The organism is Microcoleus sp. S36a_B3 (assembly GCF_036700745.1).
GTDB lineage: Bacteria > Cyanobacteriota > Cyanobacteriia > Cyanobacteriales > Microcoleaceae > Microcoleus.
The window spans coordinates 327257-351560 of the sequence record NZ_JAUBPN010000002.1 but is presented as its reverse complement, the minus strand read 5'-3'; the positions used below and the strand labels follow the sequence as shown (position 1 = coordinate 351560).

Genomic DNA, 24304 nt, shown 5'->3' with positions numbered 1-24304 from the left:
TATTAGTTGACAACATACAATACAAATTAAAAATTTTGCCATGACTTACGTATTCGGCATCGACGGCGGTGGCACTAAAACTATTTGCGTTTTAATGGACGAAAATAACGTTGTTTTGGGACGCGGGGAAGCAGGGCCTTCAAATTATCAAACGCTGGGAATTGAGCAAGCAAAAGAATCGATTCAATTGGCGATCGAGCGAGCAGTTTTTTCCGCGAACATCGCTCCAAATATCAATTTGAAAATAGAAGCAATTTGTCTGGGACTAGCAGGCGTGGGGCGTGCCAAAGATATTGAAATAGTGCAATTTGTAGTGCAAAATTTGGAGTTGGCGAATACTTTACCCGTAGCTCGATCGCTCTTGCCGCGAAATATCGTAATTTGTAGCGATTGCGCGATCGCACTGGTTGGCGGTACTGGCCATCCAGTTGGTATCGCGGTTATTGCAGGAACTGGTTCGATTGTTTTCGGGCAAAACCGTCAAGGGGAAACTAAACGAGTCGGCGGTTGGGGATATATTTTAGGCGATGAAGGCAGCGGATATGACATCGCTGTTGAAGGTTTGCAAGCTGCTTTGAAGTTCTATGACGGACGAGGAGACGTTACGGCGCTGGCGGAAAAATTTCAAGGGCATTTAGGCTTAAATAACCTAGAAGAATTGGTAGAAGTTGTTTACCGGCGCGGTTGGGGAGTCAAAGAAATTGCGGCTTTAGCGCCGATTGTCGATCGAGCCGCAGCAGAGGGCGATCGCGTCGCTGACGGCATTATTGACAATGCTGTGGCAAAATTAACATTTTCAACAAAAACAGCCATTTCAGCGCTATTTAAGCCCGCAGAAGAATTTGAAATTGTGACGGTGGGAGGTGTGTGGGGCGGTGATGCAAATTTTCGGGGTCGGTTTGAAACTGCCATAGGTGCGATCGCGCCAAAAGCTCAGCTAATTTCGCCCCGATACGAACCAGCTTTCGGTGCAGCGTTGTTAGCCTTAAACTCACTCAACCATTAATATCGTTGAGAGAGTGCTTCCCGCTAGGACTTCATCTTCATGACTAAGGCAAAAAATGGCTTGACGCAGTATTTATGGGCGCACCCTATCTGTAGAGGTTTTGCAATCGCAGACTGTTTATCTTCCTTATCTTCCCGATCGCCCCAGTCCAGTCGATTTTTTCAATTTGGCAAAATGTGAAAATTCTTAATTATCTACCTTATCTTCCCAACTTGTCTAATTCCAGCCGGCCATAATAAAAACATCAAATGAATGCAAAACTAGAAACAGATTTAGCAGTAGTGCGTTCCTAAGTAAAACAAAACCGAAAGAAGGAGACAAAATATATGATTACTTCTCAAAAATTGCGTTCGGCAACAGCAGCAATCCTCTCACTGGGCATTACATTTGGAACCAGCGCGCCGCTGGTAGTAGCAGCGCCCGCCTCAGCTCAACAACGAATTTCACAATTTGATAGCATCCGAATTCCAGCGGGCAGTGTCATTCCAGTTAGCTATGAAAAAAACAAAATCGTTGTCACCACCGATGAAACTTCACCTTTAACATTAACAGTAGCGCGAGATATCCGCACGGCTCAAGGCAGAGTATCAATCCCCGCAGGCAGCCAGATTGTCGGGGAATTGCGACCTGTCAAAAGGGGCAATCAAAGGGGTAGTCAATTTGTTGCGAGCGAGTTAATTGTCAGCCGCCGCCAACGCTATCGGATTGATGGCTATTCGGGAATTATTACCAGAACCGAAAAAATTCAAAAAGGTGCTGGAACAGGTTCAGTCGCGCAAGGGGCAGCATTGGGCGCAGCAGCAGCAGCAGCCCTAGCAGGCATTACCGGCGACAAGGCGATCGCCACTGAAGAAGTATTGGGCGGTGCTGGAATCGGTGCATTAGCCGGAGTATTGTTGGGGCGGCGCAGCGTTGACGTGATCGTGATTCGCCCGGAACAAGATTTGGCAGTGAGATTGCGATCGGACATCGTGCTGCGGTAGTATTGGAATCTCGCGATTAATTATTTGCCGTAAAACATTGTCGATCGATAACTTGTGGTCTCCTGATAATTGGCTGGGCATACTGTTGAGGTTGTGTCTGGCCATGTTTGTGGGCGGAATGATTGGATGGGAGCGCCAACTCAAAAACAAACCAGCGGGATTGAGGACTCATATGTTAGTAAGTATGGGTGCTGCAATGTTTGTTTTAATTCCGCTGGCAATAGGTAAAAATGACAACGGACGAGATGGTGTAGAGCGCGTAATTCAAGGCATTGCTGCCGGGATAGGATTTTTGGGGGGCGGAGAAATCCTGCGCGAATATCAGCAGGAAATCGGCAAACCAAAAGTTCACGGGCTCACGTCGGCCGCTGCTATTTGGTTGTCAGCAGCTTTAGGAAGTGCGGCCGGATGCGGGTTGTGGCAACTTGCATTAATTGGTGCTTTCATGTCGCTGTTTGTTCTGAGAGTTATCAAAGAGTTAGAGCGTCGGAGTCGGAAATAGTCGATCGCGAAGGTTTTATATAATTAATATTGAGCTAAATTAGACGTGCTACTTATGACGATAAGGTGCGGTGTTCCCACCCGACCTCTCAAGGTTTTACATCATTAAATGTTTAATAAATTAATCTAGATTAAATTCACAGCAAGCAATAATATTAGAATTACTAGACAATAAGCAGGGTAGATTAAATTATTATTTTAAATTTTACATAAACGCAAATAGATCTTTATATCGCCCAAGAAACGAATCAAAATGATTAATTTTGTTCCGAAAAATTCGGCGAATTTATCGATTCCAAAGACTCTTGCCTTACGCGACCAGCCATCGCGGCTAACTGCAAGCTCATAAAAGCATTTAAATCTTCCAAATCGCACTTCGCCGAGGCAAAAATATCCTGCATTTGATTTTCGGCTTCCCAACTCAGATATCCCGTGGCAATAGCTTGATTTACAACTTCACGAATGACCATAATTTAAATTTCCTTACTAAATTTGAAATAATTAAAAAGCTACTAATTATTAACAGGGAATTTCCGTGGCTGTCTCGCCAAAAATTTCCAATTCTTTTACAAGGCGAGACTCTTGTTTCACCAAACCGGACATGGCTGCTAGTTGCAAACTCATAAAAGCATTTAAGTCTTCCAAGTCATAGTTGGTGGTAGTTAACATCTGCCGCAGTTGATTTTCAGATTCTAGAGTTAAATAACCTAGGGTCAGAGCTTGTTGGGCGAGGTCGCGAATAAGTACCATAATATTTTTGGGTTTGATTGCTTGAATATCCTAAGTATCGACGGTTTTAACTGACTCCGCAGTGACGGCTATTGCTCGGTTTGTGTGACATTTTTAGGGGTAGCCTGTGACAGCCTGACTCGCAGAGTGTGACTCAGTGTTTGCACGGATGTGACGAGGATCACTGGGGCGAGGAGGAGATGCCGAGGGTGGGAGATGCCGAGGGTGGGAGATGCCGAGGGTGAGAGATGCCGAGGGTGGGAGATCGGAAAATATTCCCTTTTCCCTCTTCCCTCTTCCTTCTTCCTTCTTCCTTCTTCCCTCTTCCTTCAGAAGCCTTCTACCTTCAGAAGACGCTCAACGTCTATAATCAGCAAGTTAAATATTTACTGCAAGACCTATGGAAGCAACACATAAAGATTTGTTACAACAGATAGCCCAACTATCGGAAACTTATGGTAATTTAGCCGATCGACTCTCCCAAGCCGCCAAACAACTGCAAGACTCCGGGCTTCCTCCCTCTGACAGCTTACTGAAAGAAATTGCCAGCTACAGCCGCAACTTTGCAGAGGTCCAAAAACAAGCTCTCCAAGTCAACAAATCCGCCCTCGCCCCCGGAGAAATTACTTCCCTCAAAGATATTCAAAACTTAGTCGAGACTGCAGCAGCTTCCGAAGGTAAAGCAGAAATTCGCGACGCAGCTTTGAAAGTGCTCGATCGAGTATTGGCGATCGCCCACCGCGAACAAAGCGACTTCGCCCCCTTACAATCAGTGCATGGCAAAGCCCGCGAACTCCAGCGCGCCATTTCCGAATCAACCGCAACTCAACTGCATTCCGACGCAGAATCCCTAGTAAGCGGCAAACACCCCGTTGCAGCAGTGCTAGCCCTAGTGGAACAGCAAGACAAATTAAACGACGAAGAGTGGGTAATCCTCGAAGAAACAGTCAGCGCCGCTTTTGGCAAACAAATAGCCGTCGCCATTTCCAGAGGCAAATTAACCGTTGTCCAGATAGTAAAAGCAGAACCTGCAAAAATCCAATCCGTAATTAAAACAGCGCCAGAACCAAAAATGGGCGCCGAACCTCTACCCGAAGTGATTATCATCCCGTCGGGGAATGTGGCACCGAAACAAGTTACAGTTGCACCGCAAATCAAAATTTTGGAATCCCCCGCCGCGACGGCCCCCATGCACGAAGTGATTATCGTTCCTAGCGTGGAAGTACCTAAATCTCTCCCAAAAACAGGCTCTGGGAACATTGTTTTTGGGGCACCTCGCGAGATTCAACAAGCGCCTGTAGAGGGCGGTTTGGGATTGAAAGTTTTGGCGCACATTCAAGGAATAGGCGATCGAACTTTCGGTGCTGGAGAATACGCCGGTACTAAAGCGCGCGGGCTGCGCGTCGAAGGATTTCAAATTAATATCGAGCCACCAATTTCCGGCTTAAAAGTTGAGTACATGGCTCACGTCGAAGGTGTTGGGGATACTCCTTGGATTGGCGAAGGAGAATTGGCTGGTTTTCGGGGTCAAGCGAAACGAATTGAAGGATTTGCCGTGCGGTTGAGCGGGCTGCAAGCTGATAAGTATGACGTATTTTATAACGCTCACATCCAAAATATCGGCGACACCGATGTGTCCTCCAACGGCGATTATTGCGGCACTCGCGGCAAAGCTTTGAGAATAGAAGGCATCAAAGTTTGGATCGCGCCGTCTGCGAATTCTCAAGTTGCGGCGGCTGTGGGTTTAAAAGTTTTGGCGCACATTCAAGGAATTGGCGATCGCACTTTTAGCGGTAAAGAATACGCCGGTACTAAAGCTCAAGGCCGCCGCGTCGAAGGTTTTCAAATTAAAATAGAGCCTCCGGTTCCCGGTTTAAATTTGGAGTACATGGCTCACGTTGAAGGAGTTGGTGATACTCCTTGGATCGGCGGAGGGGAACTGGCAGGTTTCCGGGGGAAAGCCAAGCGCATTGAAGGATTTGCCGCGCGACTGACTGGGCAGCAAGCTGATAAGTACGATGTATTTTACACAGCTCACATTCAGAATGTAGGCGATACTCCTGTTACTACTAACGGTCAATATTGCGGCACTCGCGGCAAAGGTTTGAGGGTTGAAGGCATGACTGTTTGGGTTGAGCCGAAAGCGTAAATATTCAGGTTTATGGTCGCCCAAGGAATTTGAGAAACCGGGTTTCTTCCTGAATTTTTGGTATTAACCGAAATTTGTTGCAGAAACCCGGTTTCTGTCTGTCCAACGAATTCAAGAAACCCGGTTTCTTCCTAAATTTTTGGTGTTAACCGAAATTTGTCGCAGTAACCGGGTTTCTGGCCACCTAACGAATTTGAAAAACCGGGCTTAGCAGGTAATTTAAAACTTTACAAAACTTACCATCGGTTACAAAAAACACCGACATCGAATCAATCGACAATAAATCGCCAATAATAGGCCTAAACTGGTGAAATTGATGTTTTTACTGTGGGTGTATTCTCTGTAATTACACGGTTGCGGAACGGTAAACGATCGGCATAGAATATATTTGTATGTTGGATCTGTGTGAGTTGACAGGATGGTATAATTTGAGTTAGCCTCGGCTCGTAGGATAAAAATTTACAACAAAAAACACAACATTTCAGATGCTGGCGATCGCGCTTTGAACTGAATTGTTAATTAAAAGAAGTATTAAAAATCCGGTAACACTTGCTCCAAAGTTTTTAGTTTAATACTCGCAGGTAAGTATGTCTTTGCCAGCAGCAGACCATCCCCAATCTGTAGCAACTGATAGCGAATCTTCCTATCAACTTTCAGCGATCCAGCAGGGGATGTTGTTCGAGGGCCTTTCAGGCCAACAGTCAGGGGTAGATATCGAACAGGTACTGTGCAGCCTGGGCGAAGAATTGAATGTTTCAGCTTTTGTAGATGCTTGGCGCCAAAGTGTCGATCGATATCCAGTTTTGAGAACGAGTTTTAGTTGGTTGGATCGAGAGGTGCCGGTGCAAACTGTACACCAAAAAGTCGAACTGTCAATAGTTGAGGAAGACTGGCGCAGTTTGTCCCAGGACGATCGCACTAACAAACTGCAAACCTTTTTGCAAGCCGATCGCCTGCAAGGATTTGACCTAACTCAACCGCCGCTGATGCGTTTGGCTTTGTTCCGAGTTGCGGAAACCGAATACAAACTCATCTGGACTTATCACCATATTTTGCTTGACAGTACCTCGGCAATAACTGTTTTGCAAGCAGTTTTTACCTTGTACGAAGCCCTGACTGGCGATCGGCAATTAGAATTAACACCGCCCCAGTGCGATCGAGATCCCAGCCATCGAATGCAGCAAGATATCTCGAAAACAGAAGCATTTTGGAGGCAATACTTAAGCGGTTTGGGCGATCGGACCCCTTTGGTTGGCGATTTTTCCAGGACAGGGAAGATGCCCGCCCAACCAGAAAATTTATCAGTTGTGGAACAAGAAAGAAGCCTGTTGCCGACAATTCCCGAAATCCGGCTTTCTAGCAGTGTTACCACAGCTTTAAACTCTCTAATTCACGAACAGCAACTAACCCTGAATACCCTGCTGCAAGGAGTCTGGGCTTTACTTTTGAGCCGCTGTTCCGGTTCGCAAGATGTAGTATTTGGATCTATTTGCAACAGTCGATCGCCAAATACAGAAAAAATAGAACCAGCAGTAGGATTGTTCATCAATACTTTGCCACTGAGAGTAATTGTCACTCCAGAAATGCCAGCCATCGATTGGCTGAAACAACTGCAAAATCAATGGAATGTGCTGCAAGAATACAGTGACGTACCGCTGGCCAAAACTCAAGAATGGAGCGAAATCTCCCGCAGCAGCGCTTTATTTGAAAGCTTGCTAGTAGTTGAAAAGTGCCAGTTCAATTCTGCCCTGCAATCTCTAGGCGATGACTGGAAAAACCGAGAATTTCAGCTTTTAGAACAGACGAGTTTTCCCCTAACAGTTTACGGCTACGGGGGAGACGAATTGCTGCTGAAAATTGCGGGCGATCACCAGCGGTTCGATGAAAACGCCCTTACCCGAATGTTGGGACACCTGCAAACTTTGCTCGAAAGTATAGCCGCGAATCCCCAGCATAAAATCAGCAAATTGTCAATGCTAACAGCAACAGAAATTGCTCAGTTGCAGGCCTGGAATCAAACTGAGGCAAATTATCCCGATGACAAATGCGTTCACCAATTATTTGAAGCCCAAGTCGATCGATCGCCCGATGCCATTGCCGCCGTTTTTCCCCACAATTCCCGACAGCAGCTTACCTACCGCGAACTCAATTCGCGATCGAATCAACTAGCCCATTACTTGCAGCAATTAGGAGTCGGGCCCGATGTTTTAGTTGCGATTTGCATGGAACGTTCCTTAGAAATTGCGATAGCCGTTTTAGGCATTCTCAAAACAGGCGCAGCTTACGTGCCGATCGATCCAGCTTATCCCAAAGAAAGGCTGACTTTCATGTTAGCCGACACCAAAACTCCCGTTATACTCACACAATCTCACCTAGTATCCGGCTTGCCGGAACATCAAGCACGAACCGTTTGTTTGGACGCAAATTGGCAAGAAATAGCCAATTACAGCACCGAAAACCCCGCCAGCACCGTATCTCCCGAAAACTTAACATATACAATATATACATCCGGTTCCACCGGCAAACCCAAAGGAGTTCTCCTCCCGCACCGCGCCCTAGTCAACCTAATTGCGTGGCAACTGCAAAACTCCACCTTGGAAGATGCAGCCAAAACCCTGCAATTTGCCTCCCTCAGCTTCGATGTCTCATTTCAAGAAATGTTTTGTACTTGGTGTGCGGGCGGCACCCTCGTTTTCATCACCGAAGAAATGCGGCGAGATGCGCGGAGTTTGTTGCAGCTAATCGACACAGAAAAGATTCAAAGACTATTTCTCCCTTTCATCGCCCTGCAACATTTAGCCGAAGCCGCCGATAGCTATCAGCTAGTACCAAAATCGCTGCGCGAAGTAGTCACCGCCGGCGAACAGTTGCAAGTCAACCGTTACATTACCAGTTTCTTTCAGCAACTAGAAAATTGCACCCTGCACAATCAATATGGCCCCTCGGAGAGCCACGTTGTCACAGCTTATACCCTCAGCGGCCCGCCGGAAAATTGGCCCGCACTTCCTGCGATCGGCCGCCCTATTGCCAACACGGAAATCTATTTGTTACACCAGAATGGTGAGCCTGTACCGATCGGCGTTCCTGGGGAATTGCACATTGGAGGCATCTGTTTGGCGCGCGGCTACCTCAACCGCCCCGACTTGACTGCTGAAAGGTTTATTCCCAATCCCTTAAGCGATTTTAGATTGCCGATTTTAGATTTTAGATTGGAGGAAGATGCACAGAAACCAGAGATTGCTGACAGCCAAGAAGTATCTAATTATGCCCAACATCTCCTTTATAAAACAGGAGATTTAGCCCGCTACCTGCCCGACGGTAATATCGAGTACATCGGACGCATTGACGGTCAAGTCAAAATTCGCGGCTTCCGCATCGAGTTGGGAGAAATCGAAACTGCACTCGCAAAACATCCGGCAATTAAACAAGCTGTGGTGCTAGCGCGGGAAGACACACCGGGGGACAAACGATTGGTGGCTTATTTAGCAGTCAATCCACAAGAGCAACTAACAATTGCAGACCTCCGCGTCCAATTGCAAGGACAACTCCCCGATTACATGGTGCCTGCGGTGTTTGTGACTGTGGAGGCGATGCCGAAGACACCCAGCGGCAAAATTGACCGCCGCGCCCTGCCGCCACCTGACTCACAGCGACAAGAACTGTCCCAGGGTTACGCGGCGCCGCAAGGCGAGTTGGAGAAAGTGCTAGCGGGCATTTGGTCTAAGTTGCTGAAGCTCGATCGCGTGGGGATTCATGACAATTTCTTCGAGATTGGAGGTAATTCTCTGATGACTCTGCAAATTGCTGTGCAAGTGCGGGCTCTATTAGAAAAAGACTTGCCAGTTGTGAAATTGTTCCAGCATCCGACGATCGCCCAATTGGCCAATTATTTAAACCAAGGAGAGGGTACGAATCAGTCTAGTAATAAATTTCAAGATAGGGCCGATCGACAAAAAGCTGCTTTTAATCGATCGAAGCAGTTTACCAAAAGACGGTAGTCATTAGTCATTAGTCATTAGTCATTAGTCATTAGTCATTAGTCATTAGTCATTAGTTAGTGGTTATTAGTTATTTAAAAGAGGAGGATAGACAGAAGAAAAATAATGTAACGAGCTGTTGAATATTAGGTATTTTACGTTTAATTATAGGGGCTTACTTATGACTAATTCACAGGAAAACTCAGAACTTGACGGGATTGCAATTATTGGCATGGCCGGTCGCTTTCCCGGTGCTGCAAGTGTCGATGAATTGTGGCAAAATTTGTGCGGCGGAGTCGAGTCTACAGCGCTGTTCAGCGACGCAGAACTAGACCCTAGCATTGACCCCAATCTCAGACAAGATCCGAATTACGTCAAAGCTAGAGGAATTATTGACGGTGCAGATCGCTTTGATGCAGCATTTTTCGGCGTGAGTCCCCGCGAAGCCGAAATTACCGACCCGCAGCAGCGCGTTTTTTTAGAAATAGCTTGGGCCGCCCTAGAAAATGCCGGCTGCGATCCGAATACTTTCAACGGCTCGATCGGAGTTTACGCCGGCACGGGCAACAATACCTATTTTCCCAACAACATCGCCGGACGATCGGACATAATTTCCCGCGCGGGCGAGTTTCAGGTAATGGTAGGAAATGAAAAAGACTACATCGCTACCCGCACTTCTTACAAACTCAATCTCAAAGGGCCCAGCGTCAGCGTCCATACCGCTTGCTCTACATCATTAGTTGCAGTTTGTCAAGCTTTTTACGCCTTAATGAGCTATCAATGCGATTTAGCTCTCGCCGGCGGAATTTCAATTACAGCTCCCCAAAATAGCGGTTATTTGTATCAAGAAGGGGGGATGTTTTCCAGCGACGGACACTGCAAACCATTCGATGCTAAGGCTGAAGGAACCGTATTCGGCAACGCAGGCGGGGCTGTGGTACTGAAGCGTTTGGAAGAGGCGATCGCCGACAGAGATACAATCTATGCGGTAATTCGCGGCGTCGGCCTCAACAACGACGGGGCAGCCAAAGTCAGCTTCGCAGCGCCCAGCGTAGACGGGCAAGCAGACGCGATCGCGATGGCCCAGGCGATGGCCGGCGTAGATCCAGAAACGATATCCTACGTCGAAACCCACGGCACGGCAACTCCCCTCGGCGATCCGATCGAAATTGCAGCTTTGACTCAAGCTTTTGCACGCGAAACCGCAGCCAAACAATTTTGCGCGATCGGCTCCGTCAAAAGCAACTTCGGACACACGATCGCCGCCGCCGGAGTCACAGGGCTGATTAAAACAGCTTTAGCCCTCAAACACCAACAAATACCCGCCACTCTCCACTACCAAACACCGAATCCGGCGATCGACTTTGCCAACAGTCCCTTCTACGTCAACGCCGAACTCTCGGAATGGAAAGCAGGCACAACGCCCAGAAGAGCCGGAGTCAGTTCCTTTGGTGTCGGCGGTACCAACGCTCACGTCGTCCTCGAAGAAGCGCCGGCACTCACACCGTCAAGCCCTTCTCGCCCCAGACAGTTGCTACTGCTGTCGGCAAAAACTCCATCTGCTTTAGACGCAGCTACCGCAAATTTGCGATCGCACCTCGACGAAAACCCAGAGATAGAGCTCGCCGATGCTGCTTACACCTTGCAAACCGGGCGGCAAGCCTTTAATTACCGCCGCTTCGCGGTTTGTAGCGATCGCGCCGATGCCGTGCAGCTACTCGAATCGCTGCCGCCGCTGCGTACAGCAACCCGCTGCACCGAAGCCAGAAATCCGGCGGTAATCTTCATGTTTCCCGGACAAGGCGCGCAATACGTCAATATGGGCTTGAATTTGTACGAATCTGAGCCTTTATTCCGCGAAACGGTCGATCGCTGCGCCGAAATTTTGCAGCCGCACCTCGGCCGAGATTTGCGCGAAGTGCTATATCCCGGTAGCGATGAAGCGACAGCCGCCGAGTCGCTGCGCCAAACTTTCTTAACTCAGCCTGCAATATTTACCGTAGAGTACGCGCTGGCTCAACTGTGGCAGAGTTGGGGCGTAACTCCCCAAGGTGCGATCGGGCACAGCATCGGCGAATTTGTGGCGGCAACTATCGCCGGCGTGTTTTCCCTAGAAGATGCCTTGATGCTGGTGGCTGCGAGGGGGCGCTTGATGCAAGATTTGCCCGGTGGTTCGATGCTGTCGGTACGCTTGCCGGCGACGCAAGTCGAAGGGCGCTTGAGTGGGGATTTGGCAGTGGCTGCGGTGAATGCGCCGGATTTGTGCGTGGTTTCTGGGCCGACAGATGCGATCGCACTTTTTGAACAGCAATTAACCAGCGAAAAGATTGTCTGCAAACACTTGCACACTTCCCACGCTTTCCATTCGCCGATGGTAGATTCGATCGTCGAACCTTTCGCCGAATACGTGAAAAAAGTGCAGTTGTCAGCGCCAACTATCCCCTTTGTTTCGACTGTAACTGCTAGTTGGATCACCGCAGAACAAGCAACAGATCCGATGTATTGGGCGCGGCATTTGCGGGCGACAGTGCGTTTTGCCGACGGCATCAAAGAACTTTGGCAAGATCCGAATCGCGTGCTTTTGGAAGTTGGGCCGAGAACCACGGCTGCTACTTTGGCTCGCAAACAATCGAAGGATTTGAAACAGCAAGTTGCTATTTCTTCTCTAACCGATAATCCAGATAACAATGCTGAATGGACTGCTTTGTTAAGCGCCGTCGGACAGCTTTGGCTCTGCGGAGTGGCGATCGACTGGCAGAGTTTTTATCAGGAAGAAACGCGCGATCGCCTCCCCTTACCAACTTATCCGTTCGAGAGCAAACGCTTCTGGATAGAACCCATGCGGAGAGAGGGGGAGACGGGGAGACGGGGAGAGGGGGAGAATTCCCAACTCCCAATTCCCGATGCCCAATCCCCAATTCCCGATGCCCAATCCCCAATTCCCGATGCCCAACTAACAACTATCAACTCATTACCCATGTCAAATTCACAAATCGCAACCCAACAACCAGCTCGCAAAAAAAGACTAATTCCCAAAATCAAAAATATCTTAGAAGAAACTTCTGGTGAAGATTTAGGTAACGTCAGCGACGATCTAACCTTTTTAGAAATGGGTTTGGATTCTCTGTCTTTGACTCAAGTAGCGCTGAACCTCCAAAAAGAATTTAAGGTTAAAATTACCTTCCGCCAGCTACTAGAAACTTTCCCCAGTCTCGAAACTTTATCTGAATTTATCGACGGCTCTTTGCCGCCGGAAGTTTTGCCCGCACCAATTGCAGCACCAATTGCAGCACCAATTGCAGCACCAATTGCAGCACCAATTGCAGCACCAATTCCCGCACCAATTGCAGCCAGCGCCCCGGTAAATCTGCCCGCCCCGCCAGCTCACCTATTGCAACCCTTACAATCCAGCAACCTCGAATACTTGATCGGCCAGCAGTTGCAGATTATGTCGCGACACCTAGAATTGTTAGGTGGCGGTGTTCCCGCACAGCCGACACCGACAGCCCCACCTCAAATGGTGCAGCCCCCCGCACCGGTGCAACAGATCCCGCAATCCCACAATAACGGCAGCACGATCGCCCCAATCGCCCAACCTGCACCATCCGCCGAACCCACCGCCGAGCCCAAAAAAGTATTCGGCGCGGCCGCCCGCATCGACACCTCCGATCGCGGTGCCTTAACTCCATCGCAAAAAGCATATTTAGAAACATTTGTCAAGCGGTACACGGCGCGAACCCAAAAATCGAAACAGTACGCTCAGAGTCACCGCCACCACCTCGCCGATCCGCGCGTAGTTTCCGGCTTTAACCGGACGATGAAAGAGTTGGTTTATCCAATTGTCACAGTGCGATCGTCCGGTTCCAAACTTTGGGATAAAGACGATAACGAATATGTCGATTTAACCAACGGTTTCGGGTCGAACTTTTTCGGATATTCAGCGCCATTTATCACAGAAGCGATCGCCGCCCAAATGCAATTAGGCTTTGAAATCGGGCCGCAAACACCGCTAGCCGGGGAAGTCGCCGAACTCGTGTGCGAAATGACCAAGCACGATCGCGTGGCATTCTGCAATACAGGTTCTGAGGCAGTTTTGGGTGCAATGCGACTCGCGCGCACCGTCACCGGCAACAATACGATCGTCACATTTACCGGAGACTATCACGGAAATTTCGACGAAGTAATCGTGCGCGGAACTAAGAAATTGCGATCGCTCCCAGCAGCACCGGGAATTCCCCAATCCGCCGTTGACAATACCCTGATCCTCGACTACGGCGACCCCGAATCCCTGGAAATTCTCAAAGCGCGGGCGGGCGAGTTTGCAGCAATTATGGTAGAACCCGTACAAAGCCGCCGCCCCGACTGGCAACCGCGAGAATTCCTCCACGAAGTGCGACGAATTACCGAACAAGCCGGTTGCGCCTTCATCATGGACGAAGTGATTACCGGGTTCCGAGTCGCACCGGGCGGCGCTCAAGAATACTTCGGCGTACAAGCAGATATTGGTACCTACGGCAAAGTCGTCGGCGGGGGGATGCCGATCGGGGTAATTGCGGGTAAATCTGCCTGGATGGACGCATTAGATGGCGGATTTTGGCAATTCGGAGACGACTCTTTCCCCGAAGTAGGCGTTACTTATTTTGCCGGAACTTTTGTGCGCCACCCGCTGACATTAGCAGCCGCCAAAGCATCCCTCGAATACTTGAAACGGGGCGGGCCTTCATTGCAGCGCGAACTCAATGCCAAAACCGACAAATTAGTTGCAGAATTGAACGCCATGTTCGATCGCGAGCAAGCACCTTTTACTGTTAAAAACTTCGGTTCCCTGTTCAAAATCACCTACCCGCAAGATTTTGCTCATGGAGAACTGCTGTTCTATTCGCTGCGGGAAAAAGGCATTCACATTTGGGATCACCGCCCGTGTTTCCTGACCCTAGCCCATTCCGACGCAGATATTGCTTTTATCAAGGAGGCATTTAAAAACAGTATTGCCGAATTGCAGTCAGCCGGATTTTTAGCCGGTGGATCGGGGGAAACTGTGAGGGCGATCGAATTCCACAATCACAGTAATATTAATGGAGGAAAGTCCTCAACCGCTTTCGCCAACAATGCTCCCGTACCCGGTGCGAAATTAGGGCGAGATCCTAACGGCAATCCCGCTTGGTACGTAGCAGATCCAGAGCGCCCCGGCAAACATTTACAAGTAGGAGATAATTTATCGAATTGATTGTTAAAGTTGGCAATTAAATCCCCTAAGGGGTTGGTGTACCAACAATTCAACAATCCCCAAAAAAGGTTCGTAGTGCGGACGAACGTCCGTTCTTATACTGCAGATTCAAGTCCGCAGTACGAACCAATATTATTGCGGTAGATCGATCGCAATCCCAAAAAAAATTACAAATAGAAAATAGTTTTCGTTCGTAGTGTGGACTTCAGTCCACTCCCAGAGTCGGACTAAATTCCGCACTACAAACCGTTTGATATCTGATAAGCAACACAGGAAAAACCCAAATGCTCCAAACAGCAAAAACTCTTCAAATAGACCGCCGCACAGGCCTGACTCACCAGGAATTTGTCAGTGAGTACCGCAATCCGGGGAAACCAGTTATTTTTACAGATTTATCCAAAAATTGGCCCGCCCTAACAAAATTTACGCCCGATTATTTCCAAGAAAATTTTGGCGATCGCGAAATTGAAATAGGTGGCAAGATTTACACCCTCGCAAAATTGTTCGACTTGCTAAAAAAATCCACAAAAGAAAATCCGGCTCCCTATCCTTTTAAACTCAATGTCCGCAAAGATTTTGCCGATTTAGAGCCTGATATTTCTCCCAGACCGAGTATTGCCCAACCCGATCGCACTCACAGCCCATTAATCCCGAATATGCTGCTGAATGATTTGTACGACTTAGAAATATTCTTCGGCGGGCCGGGCGGATCGTTTCCTTATTTGCACTACGATTTTCTCGGACTCTATGCGTATATAAATCAAGTTTACGGGGAAAAAGAATTTACAATCTTTCCGCCGGAACAGCAAAAATATCTTTACCCAAAACCCGGTGCTCCTTGGCTATCTGAGATTGAAAACCATCACAATCCCGACTTAAAAAAATATCCGCTTTTGGCTGAAGCTACGCCAACAACAATTACAATCTCAGCCGGTGAAACGCTGTTTATACCCTGCGGCTGGTATCACACAGCCCGATCGCTGACTTTAACAATTTCCGTCGCATTCGACCAACTTTGCGAATCAAATTGGGACTTTTTTACGAACGAATGTTGCATTCCCAGAGGTCAAAATTCGCTCAAAGCCAAGATGATCAAAGCCTATCTGAAAAGTGCAGGTGCCGTGCTTAGTGCTCGCGAAAAATTGACGGGAACCCGGTAAGCTCAGGGAGATTGAATTTATTGGTGCATTCTGCCCCCACTAATAAGTTCAATTACTGAAATTGAGCCAAATCATACTGCGACTATCAGAATAATTCAGATAGTAAAATTGACAAAAAAATCGATCTAATTATATCTAAATCCATCGAAAATCTATGAACAAACAACTATTTGAATCACACAAAAACTTCACACCTGTGGAATTCGATCCGTTTGTAGGTGGAGAGTTGGTTGGGTGTATATCAGCGACCGAAGCGCAAAAGGAAATCTGGATTTCTGCACAAATGGAGGATGATGCTAATTGTGCTTACAACGAGTCAATGTCGCTGCGATTGGTGGGAAATCTCGATCTAGAAGCATTGCGTTATTCGATTCAAGAACTTGTAGCTCGGCATGAAGCATTGCGTCTGACATTTAGTCCCAATGGCACGATACTTTGTATAGCAGCTTCTTGTGAAATTGATATTCCTTTGATCGATTTGTCAATGATGAGTGATAGCCCAACTCAATTCGCTCAGTTGCAACAGCAAGAAGTTGGGCAATCTTTCGACCTCGTGCGCGGCCCACTATTTCGCGCTAAAATTGTCAAGCTGCAAGGGCAAGAATACATAGTGATGCTCACCGCGCATCACATTATTTGCGATGGCTGGTCTTGGGGCGTTCTTTTGCCAGATTTAGGAGTTCTTTATTCAGCTCGTAAACAAGGTGTTGTTGCCAATCTTTCAGAATCAATACGTTTCAGCGAATACGCATTTTTACAGGAACAAGAGGCCGATAGTTCAGAAATGAAGGCCGATGAAGCATATTGGCTCAAACAATTTAGCTCGTCCCCTCCTATCCTAGATTTGCCCACGGATCGTCCCCGCCCCCCCCTACGGACTTACAAAGCAGCGCGAGAAGATTGGCCTCTGGATGCGGCTTTAGTCAAAAATCTCAAACGTCTAGGGGCTAAATCTGGGTGCAGTTTCTTAACTACCATGCTGGCCGCATTTGAAATATTGTTGTCCGACTTGTGCGGACAAGACGATTTAGTCGTCGGGATGCCTGCTGCAGGACAATCAGTGTCGGGATGTACCCAGCTTGTGGGACATTGTGTGAGCTTGTTGCCGTTACGTACTCACATTGAGAGAGAAAAATCGTTTATTGATTATCTGCGAAATCGGCGATCGTTGGTGTTGGATGCTTACGAACATCAAAAAATCTCCTTCGGTAGTCTGCTCAAAACATTGACACTGCCGCGAGACTCCAGTCGTATTCCGCTAGTTTCTGTAGTTTTTAATCTCGATATGGGATTAAAAAGTGAACAGCTAACATTTGACGGCCTGCAAGTCGAATATTTCTCGAATCCCAGAAGTAGCGAAAATTTCGAGTTATTTATCAATGCCTTGGAATCCGGCGGTAAACTCGTCTTAGAGTGTCAGTACAACACAACCCTGTTTGATGCCGAAACCGTGCGCCGTCACCTAGCAGAATTCGAGCAATTATTACTCAGTATTGTTGCCGATCCTACGCAACCTTTATGGCAATTAGCTTTGTTGCCAGCAGCAGAACAGCAATTACTAGCTACCTGGAACAATACACAGAAACCCTATCCCGAAAACCAATGCCTTCACCAGTTATTTGAAGCGCAAGTGGAACGCACCCCAGAAGCAGTGGCGCTGGTGTTTGGTACCGGGCGGCTGACTTATCGGGAGTTAAATACCAAGGCCAATCAACTAGCACACTATTTACAAAAATTGGGAGTTGGGCCAGATGTTTTAGTGGGTATCTGTCTGGAACGTTCTCTGGATCTGATTGTCGCACTATTCGGAATTCTCAAAGCCGGTGGTGCTTATGTACCTTTAGACCCAGCATATCCTCAAGAACGCATTGAGTTTATGCTCTCGGATGCCCAAGTGGCAGTGCTGCTGACTCAGGAGAAATTGTTGGCAGAAATTCCTAAATCGGATGCTCATCCAGTCTGTCTGGACAAAGATGGGAATGCGATCGCAGATCAGAAATCAGAAAACCCGATCGATCACTGTTCGCCCGCCAATTTAGTCTACATTCTTTATACCAGTGGCTCAACAGGTAGACCCAAAGGAGTAGCGATCGAACACCACAGTCCAGTTGCTCTCGTAGATTGGGCGCAAACAGTCTTTACACCAGAACAATTGACCGGCGTTTTAGCTTCTACCTCGATCTGCTTTGATCTCTCAGTCTTCGAGATATTTCTGCCACTGAGTTGTGGTGGCAAAGTCATCCTCGCTGAAAATGCTTTGCACCTACCCACTTTACCTGCGGCTGGGGAAGTTACGCTGATTAATACAGTACCGACGGCGATCGCAGAATTGCTGAAAATGGGTATCCCAAAACAAGTTAACACCGTCAATCTCGCCGGCGAACCCCTCAGCAATCAACTGGCCCAGCAGCTTTACCAGCAAAACATCCAGTACGTCTTTAATCTCTACGGGCCTTCGGAAGACACCACCTACTCGACTTATGCCTTAGTCGAAATCGGCACCAATAAATCTCCGGCCATCGGCAAACCTATTGCTAATACCCAAATTTACATCCTCGATAGTCATTTGCAACAGGTTCCTATTGGTAGCAGTGGCGAAATCTACATCAGTGGTGCTGGGTTAGCCAGATGTTATCTCAATCGCCCTGATTTGACTGCCGAAAAATTTATTCCTAATCCGATTGGTGAAAAATTTCACACTACCAATCGAGTTTACAAAACAGGCGATTTAGGTCGCTATTTGCCTGACGGGAATATTGAGTACATTGGACGTATTGACAATCAAGTAAAAATTCGTGGCTTCCGCATAGAATTGGGTGAAATTGAAGCAGTGCTGGCAGATCAGCAGCTAGTCAAAACTGTGGCAGTGATTGCTAGAGAAGACCGCCCAGGCGATCGCCGACTTGTTGCTTATTTGGTGCTGAATCAAACTAATGTTAATACTGAGCAAAAACAAGCTCTTGTGCAGTCGTGGCGCAATGGGATTCAGCATAAATTGCCAGAATATATGATGCCTGCGGCTTTTGTGATTCTGGAGTCGATGCCCCTGACGCCGAATGGCAAAGTAGACCGCCGCGCTTTGCCCGCAGCACCCTCTACTTTAGAAACAGAAACAGAAAGCAGTTTTGTGGCACCGAGCAATTCTGTAGAAGAGGCGATCGCTAGCATTTGGTGCGAAGTTATGGGGATTGAGCGCATTGGCATTCACCAAAATTTCTTTGAATTAGGCGGACACTCACTAATGGCAGGACAGATCGTCTTCCGCCTCGGCAATCAGTTGTCGGTAGATTTGTCACTCCGCACTTTATTTCTAGCCCCAACCATAGCAGGTTTAGCCACAGAAGTTAGCAAACAGTTAAGGGGTTCAGATTCTGAGGAAACTTCATCGCCTTTACCATCGGTTGTCCGACGGCAGGAATTTCCTCTGTCTTTTGCTCAACAGAGAATGTGGTTCCTACACCAACTGGATCCGGAAAGTGGTTTGTATAATATACCCATCGCTCTGTACCTGGTCGGACCGCTTCAGATAGCTACCCTGGAGCAAAGTTTAATGGAAATAGTGCGCCGTCATGAGAGTCTCCGCACGACTTTTCCTTCTGTGGATGGTGATCCTGTGCAACTGATCGCTCCCACTCTCACAGTAACTTTGTCCGTAATAGATTTGCAGGCACTACCGATAGTTAAGCAGGATGCTGAAGTGCAGCGGTTAGCGCTAGCAGAAGCTAATTATACTTTTGACCTGACACAGTTACCTTTGGTGCGATCGACTCTACTGCAACTGGGCCCAGAATCTCATGTCTTGTTGGTGACATTCCACCACATTGTGTTTGACGGTTGGTCAATTGGGGTGTTGATGCAAGAGTTAAGCACACTCTACATTGCTTGGAGTACAGGTCAACCTTCTCCCTTACCGGAACTGCCCCTCCAATATGCCGACTTCGCTTGCTGGCAGCGTCAGTGGGCGACGGAAAGTGTAATGGAAACTCAACTGCGCTACTGGAAGCAACAGTTGTCAGGATGTCCGGCGCTGTTGCAGCTTCCCACGGACCGACCACGCCCTTCTGTGCAAAGGTTCCGAGGTCGCACTGAACTGTTTCAGGTCAATCCCGAACTGGCTGGGCGATTGAACATTTTGAGTCAGCAATCAGGGGCGACTCTGTTTATGACGCTGTTATCAGTTTTCGCAATTTTATTGTCACGCTACAGCGGTCAGGAGAATATTGTGATTGGTTCCCCAATTGCGAACCGCACTCGCGGTGATATTGAATCGTTGATTGGGTTTTTTGTGAATACTTTGGCATTGCGGATTGATGTGTCGGGGAATCCTACCTTTGCAGAATTGATTGAGCGAGTGCGGGACGTGGCTTTAGATGCTTATACTTATCAAGATTTGCCTTTTGATCGAGTTGTGGCCCAATTGCAACCCGACAGGAATGCCAGTTATCATCCTCTGTTCCAGGTAATGTTTGTTTTGCAAAATGCTCCGACGGAACAATTGCAGTTGCCGGGTGTGGTTGTGACTGCTTTGGAGATTGAGACTGTGACGTCGAAGTTTGATTTGCTTCTGTCCTTGGAAGAGGGCGCGGCTGGTCTCAAGGGGTTGCTGGAATATAATACGGATTTGTTTGATACCCCAACCATGACTCGGATGGTGGGACATTTTCAAATTTTACTGGAGGCTCTTGCTACAAATCCACGGCGGCGAATTTCGGAGTTGCCTTTGCTGTCAGCAGCGGAGCAACAGCAGTTGCTAGTGGATTGGAATCACACGGACACAAATTATCCTCAAGATGCTTGTATACATGAGTTATTTGAGGCTCAAGCAGAGCAAACTCCCGATGCTGTAGCCTTAGTTTTTGGCGAACAACAGTTAACTTACCAACAGCTAAATTCTCGGGCCAATCAACTCGCCCATTACTTGCAAACTTTGGGGGCTGGGCCGGAAGTTTTAATCGGTGTTTGTTTCGATCGCTCTTTGGATGCGATCGTTTCGCTTTTAGCTGTGCTCAAAGCCGGCTCTGCTTACTTGCCTTTAGATCCAGCCTATCCCCAAGACCGTCTGGAATTCATGCTGTCAGATGCCGCCCTATCGGTGCTGTTAACTCAACAGCATTTAACAGAAAAGCTGCCCGATACTGAAGCAAAAATAGTTTGTTTGGAGCAGGTGCGGGAGGAAATAAACGCACAAAGTGAGGAGAATCTTGCCAATCTCGCGCAGGCGGAAAATCTGGCTTATGTCATGTATACTTCCGGTTCCACAGGCAAACCAAAAGGCGTTTGCGTCGTCCACCGTGGGGTAGTGCGGTTAGTTAAAAACACCGATTATGCGAGCTTCAGCGCCGCCGAAGTCTTCCTGCAACTGGCTCCGATTTCCTTTGACGCTTCGACGCTGGAAATTTGGGGGGCGCTGCTTAACGGGGCGCAACTGGTTGTCTTTCCCCCAGGAACTCCATCTTTAGCAGAGCTGGGAGAGGCGATCGGTTTATATAAAGTGACAATTTTGTGGCTGACCGCCGGACTGTTTCACTTGATGGTAGACGAGCGGATTGAGGATTTAAAGGGCTTACGTCTACTGTTGGCTGGCGGCGATGTTTTATCTGTTCCCCACGTCCAGAAATTGCTGAGAGAGGCTCCAAACTGCCAATTAATTAACGGTTACGGGCCGACAGAAAATACGACTTTTACTTGCTGTTTTGCGATCGCCCGTGACAGTCAAATTAGCAATTCGGTGCCGATCGGCAGACCGATCGCCAATACTCAAGTTTACATACTCGATCGCCATTTGCAGCCAGTGCCGATCGGCGTTCCGGGCGAGTTGTATGCAGGCGGTGCAGGCTTAGCCAGAGGCTACCTCAACCGCCCCGATTTAACAGCCGAAAGATTCATTCCAAATCCTTTGATCGCCAACCAAGAAGATGGATGGAAAAATGCCGAAGGGCGATCGGTTTCAAGCCTTCTTCCTTCTGCAAATCACCTTTACAAAACAGGAGATTTAGCCCGCTATCTGCCCGATGGTAACATCGAGTATTTGGGACGCATTGACAATCAAGTAAAGATTCGCGGCTTCCGCATTGAAATAGGAGAAATTGAGGCCGTACTGGCTGGACATTTAGATGTGAGTCAAGTGGCTGTCGCAGTTCAGTTAGATGCTTCGGGGAATAAATGTCTCGCAGCTTATGTAGTCCCGGGCCCAGGCAAAATTCTCGCCGCCGCTACCCTGCGAAGTTTCATGCAAAAAAGACTGCCAGACTACATGATACCCGCTGGGTTTGTGTTCCTCGATGCTTTGCCCTTGAACCCCAACGGCAAAGTTGACCGCCACGCTTTGGCAAGTCAAAAGTGGCAATCTGCCAGCGTTGCACCCGATCAAACAATTGCTGTTGCCCCCCGGGACAAATTAGAACTCCAAGTGAAGCAAATTTGGGAACAAGTTTTAGGCATCAATTCAGTTGGCATCAGGGACAATTTCTTCGAGATAGGAGGGCATTCGCTGTTAGCAGCGCGTTTGTTAGCTGAAGTTGAAAAAGTATTCGGCAAAAAACTGCCACTATCTGCAATTTTCCAATCGCCAACAGTCGAACAATTGGCTGATATTCTCCGCGAACCGGAATGGTCGTCTCCCTCTCCGTCAATGGTAGTGATTCAACCGGGAACAGGGAGTTACAAACCTCCTCTTTTCTGCATTCACGTACTCGGTAGGGGATTGGAATTTTACCGTCCTTTACTGAATCATTTGGAGCAATCGCAGGCTATTTTGGGACTGTCTACCCAGATTATGGATGAAAATCTGGCTCCCCCAAATCGAGTTGAGGAATTGGCAGCTTATTACATCAAAGAAATGCAAGTTTTCCAGCCGCACGGGCCTTATTTTCTGTTAGGAGTATCTTTTGGTGGAACAGTAGCTTTTGAGATAGCTAGGCAACTTCATGCCAAAGGTGAAAAGGTAGCTTTGCTGGGATTGTTGGATACCTACGGCCCGGATGCTTTTAAAAATTTGCCTCAAGTAAAGCGCGGTCAACGGGCGATGAAAGTTTTACACATGACTCCCGGTGTATTTCTGCGAAAAACTCAGAGCAATCTGGCGGGAAAAGTCGAAAGTATTACTAATCAAATATGGAGGATTTCTTCTAAGTTTTACCAAGCGATCGGGCGTCCCTTGCCGATCGATCTGGAAAACTTCACTCATCGAGAACTCAATGAAGAGGCATTGAGACACTATGTAGCAGGAGTTTACTCGGGTGGAGCGACTATCTTCAAAGCGGTTGAGAGTGCCATCTTGTTTGATGCCGATCCCGAATTGGGTTGGGGCGAGGTAGTTACAGGAGGAATAGAGATTCACGAGATCCCTAGCGACCATTTGGGGATGTTACAAGAGCCGCACGTTCGTATACTGGCGGAAAAATTGCAGGCTGCGGTCGATCGCGCTCGGCAAATGAATTGTCAATAATGTTAAGTCTTTTGGTTATTGGTTATTGGTTATTGGTGATTGGTGATTGGTGATTGGTTATTGGTTATTTGTTAACAGTTAACAGTCACCAGTTAGCAGTCACCAGTTAGCAGTTAACAGTTAACAGTCAACAGTCAACAGTCAACAGTTCACCCTTCCAAAGCCACCAAAAGACACAGCAACAAAGCCTCCGTCCACTCAACTACAGCACCGTAAGTATCGCCCGTATGGCCGCCCAAACGGTGGTTAAACCAGGCTCCGACAAAAATTCCGATCGCACTTCCGCCCAAAGCCATCCCCACCGCCAACAGCCACCGATCGCCATCCAAGACAACTTGCAGCACGCTCAAACTCACCAACAACAGAACTCCTGGGATAAAATCAAAAGGTGAATAAATCGATTCTTTATGAAAAGCTCCCTTACCCTCCGGGCGGAGATAGGGATAGCGGGCGATCGCCACCAGTTGGCCCCACCTCCCCCAACCCGCCACACCCATCAAAGCCAGCCACCGATAGTGATTCAAATCCGAAAGAGCGACAGTTTTCAGCAGGACGATCGCGATCGCAGCCATTGCCCCAAAAGCCCCTGTAACGCTGTCCCGCATCACTTCCAGCCGGCGCACGGGGTCTGGTACGGCAAGCCCGTCCGCCGCGTCCATTGCCCCATCTAGGTGCAGCCCGCCAGTGATGGCGATGCCCAAAACTACCACCAAGGCCGATCGAGTCAGGGCAGGCATACCCAACAACTGCAACCCAATATCCGCCAGTCCCAGCATCCCGCCGATCAAAAGCCCGATCGCCGGAGCCAAACGAGCAATGCCCCGGAACTCCAAAGTCCAAGACACAGGCACCGGCAAACAAGTATAAAAAGCCACTGCGGCTGCAATGGCAGCGCCTTGATTCCGGAAAAAGTCGATCGTAGAGCGAACCAATTTATCATCCACCATAAGATAGAAAATTTTTCATTTTGTATACAGTTGTCAATTCATTAGCTTGTGCCAGAATTGGAACTGTAACACGCTAGTCCTTTGGATCGGGCATTCCTCCTGTCCGAGCAATTTTCCCCGGAAAACCTCTGCCGGCAGCGCTCCCGAAGCTCCCTATCTAAAATGACTAAACTCAAGA

General features: G+C 48.1%; 11 protein-coding genes. 8 read left to right on the top strand and 3 right to left on the bottom strand.

All coding sequences use genetic code 11. The features are described from left to right. The first annotated feature begins 40 nt into the window (after positions 1–40). From QUA01_RS03480 to QUA01_RS03470, 3 genes are all read left to right on the top strand, one after another. Positions 41–1006, top strand: coding sequence for an N-acetylglucosamine kinase (locus tag QUA01_RS03480; RefSeq protein ID WP_333087538.1), 966 nt, complete (start codon positions 41–43; stop codon positions 1004–1006). A gap of 326 nt (positions 1007–1332) precedes the next feature. Further along, a complete protein-coding gene (locus tag QUA01_RS03475; RefSeq protein ID WP_333087539.1) occupies positions 1333–1989 on the top strand; it encodes a hypothetical protein in 657 nt (218 codons plus the stop codon). Between the two features lie 37 nt (positions 1990–2026). Continuing rightward, a complete protein-coding gene (locus QUA01_RS03470; protein ID WP_333087540.1) occupies positions 2027–2491 on the top strand; it encodes an MgtC/SapB family protein in 465 nt (154 codons plus the stop codon). Positions 2492–2747: 256 nt separating this feature from the next. Here the strand turns inward: QUA01_RS03470 and QUA01_RS03465 are convergent, their stop codons facing one another. Together QUA01_RS03465 and QUA01_RS03460 are read right to left on the bottom strand one after the other, a co-directional pair. Then, a complete protein-coding gene (locus tag QUA01_RS03465) occupies positions 2748–2963 on the bottom strand; it encodes a hypothetical protein (RefSeq protein ID WP_333087888.1) in 216 nt (71 codons plus the stop codon). Between the two features lie 46 nt (positions 2964–3009). Continuing rightward, a complete protein-coding gene (locus QUA01_RS03460) occupies positions 3010–3240 on the bottom strand; it encodes a hypothetical protein (protein WP_333087543.1) in 231 nt (76 codons plus the stop codon). Positions 3241–3619: 379 nt separating this feature from the next. Here QUA01_RS03460 and QUA01_RS03455 point away from each other — a divergent pair, with 379 nt between their 5' ends. From QUA01_RS03455 to QUA01_RS03435, 5 genes are all read left to right on the top strand, one after another. Then, positions 3620–5368: a hypothetical protein gene (locus QUA01_RS03455; RefSeq protein WP_333087545.1), complete on the top strand. Its 1749-nt coding sequence runs from the start codon at positions 3620–3622 to the stop codon at positions 5366–5368. Between the two features lie 587 nt (positions 5369–5955). Beyond that, entirely contained in the window at positions 5956–9366 is a 3411-nt protein-coding gene (locus QUA01_RS03450; RefSeq protein WP_333087546.1) for a non-ribosomal peptide synthetase, read from the top strand. A gap of 160 nt (positions 9367–9526) precedes the next feature. Next, positions 9527–14572 carry an aminotransferase class III-fold pyridoxal phosphate-dependent enzyme gene (locus tag QUA01_RS03445; RefSeq protein ID WP_333087548.1) on the top strand — a complete coding sequence of 1682 codons (5046 nt, stop codon included), beginning with the start codon at positions 9527–9529 and terminating at the stop codon, positions 14570–14572. Between the two features lie 284 nt (positions 14573–14856). Then, positions 14857–15732: a cupin-like domain-containing protein gene (locus QUA01_RS03440; protein ID WP_333087549.1), complete on the top strand. Its 876-nt coding sequence runs from the start codon at positions 14857–14859 to the stop codon at positions 15730–15732. A 154-nt stretch (positions 15733–15886) separates the two neighbouring features. Beyond that, a complete protein-coding gene (locus QUA01_RS03435; protein ID WP_333087551.1) occupies positions 15887–23179 on the top strand; it encodes an amino acid adenylation domain-containing protein in 7293 nt (2430 codons plus the stop codon). A 149-nt stretch (positions 23180–23328) separates the two neighbouring features. Here QUA01_RS03435 and cobS read toward each other — a convergent pair whose 3' ends face one another. Then, on the bottom strand, positions 23329–24126 hold the full coding sequence (cobS, locus tag QUA01_RS03430; RefSeq protein WP_333087552.1) for an adenosylcobinamide-GDP ribazoletransferase: 798 nt from the start codon (positions 24124–24126) through the stop codon (positions 23329–23331). Positions 24127–24304: the final 178 nt, after the last annotated feature.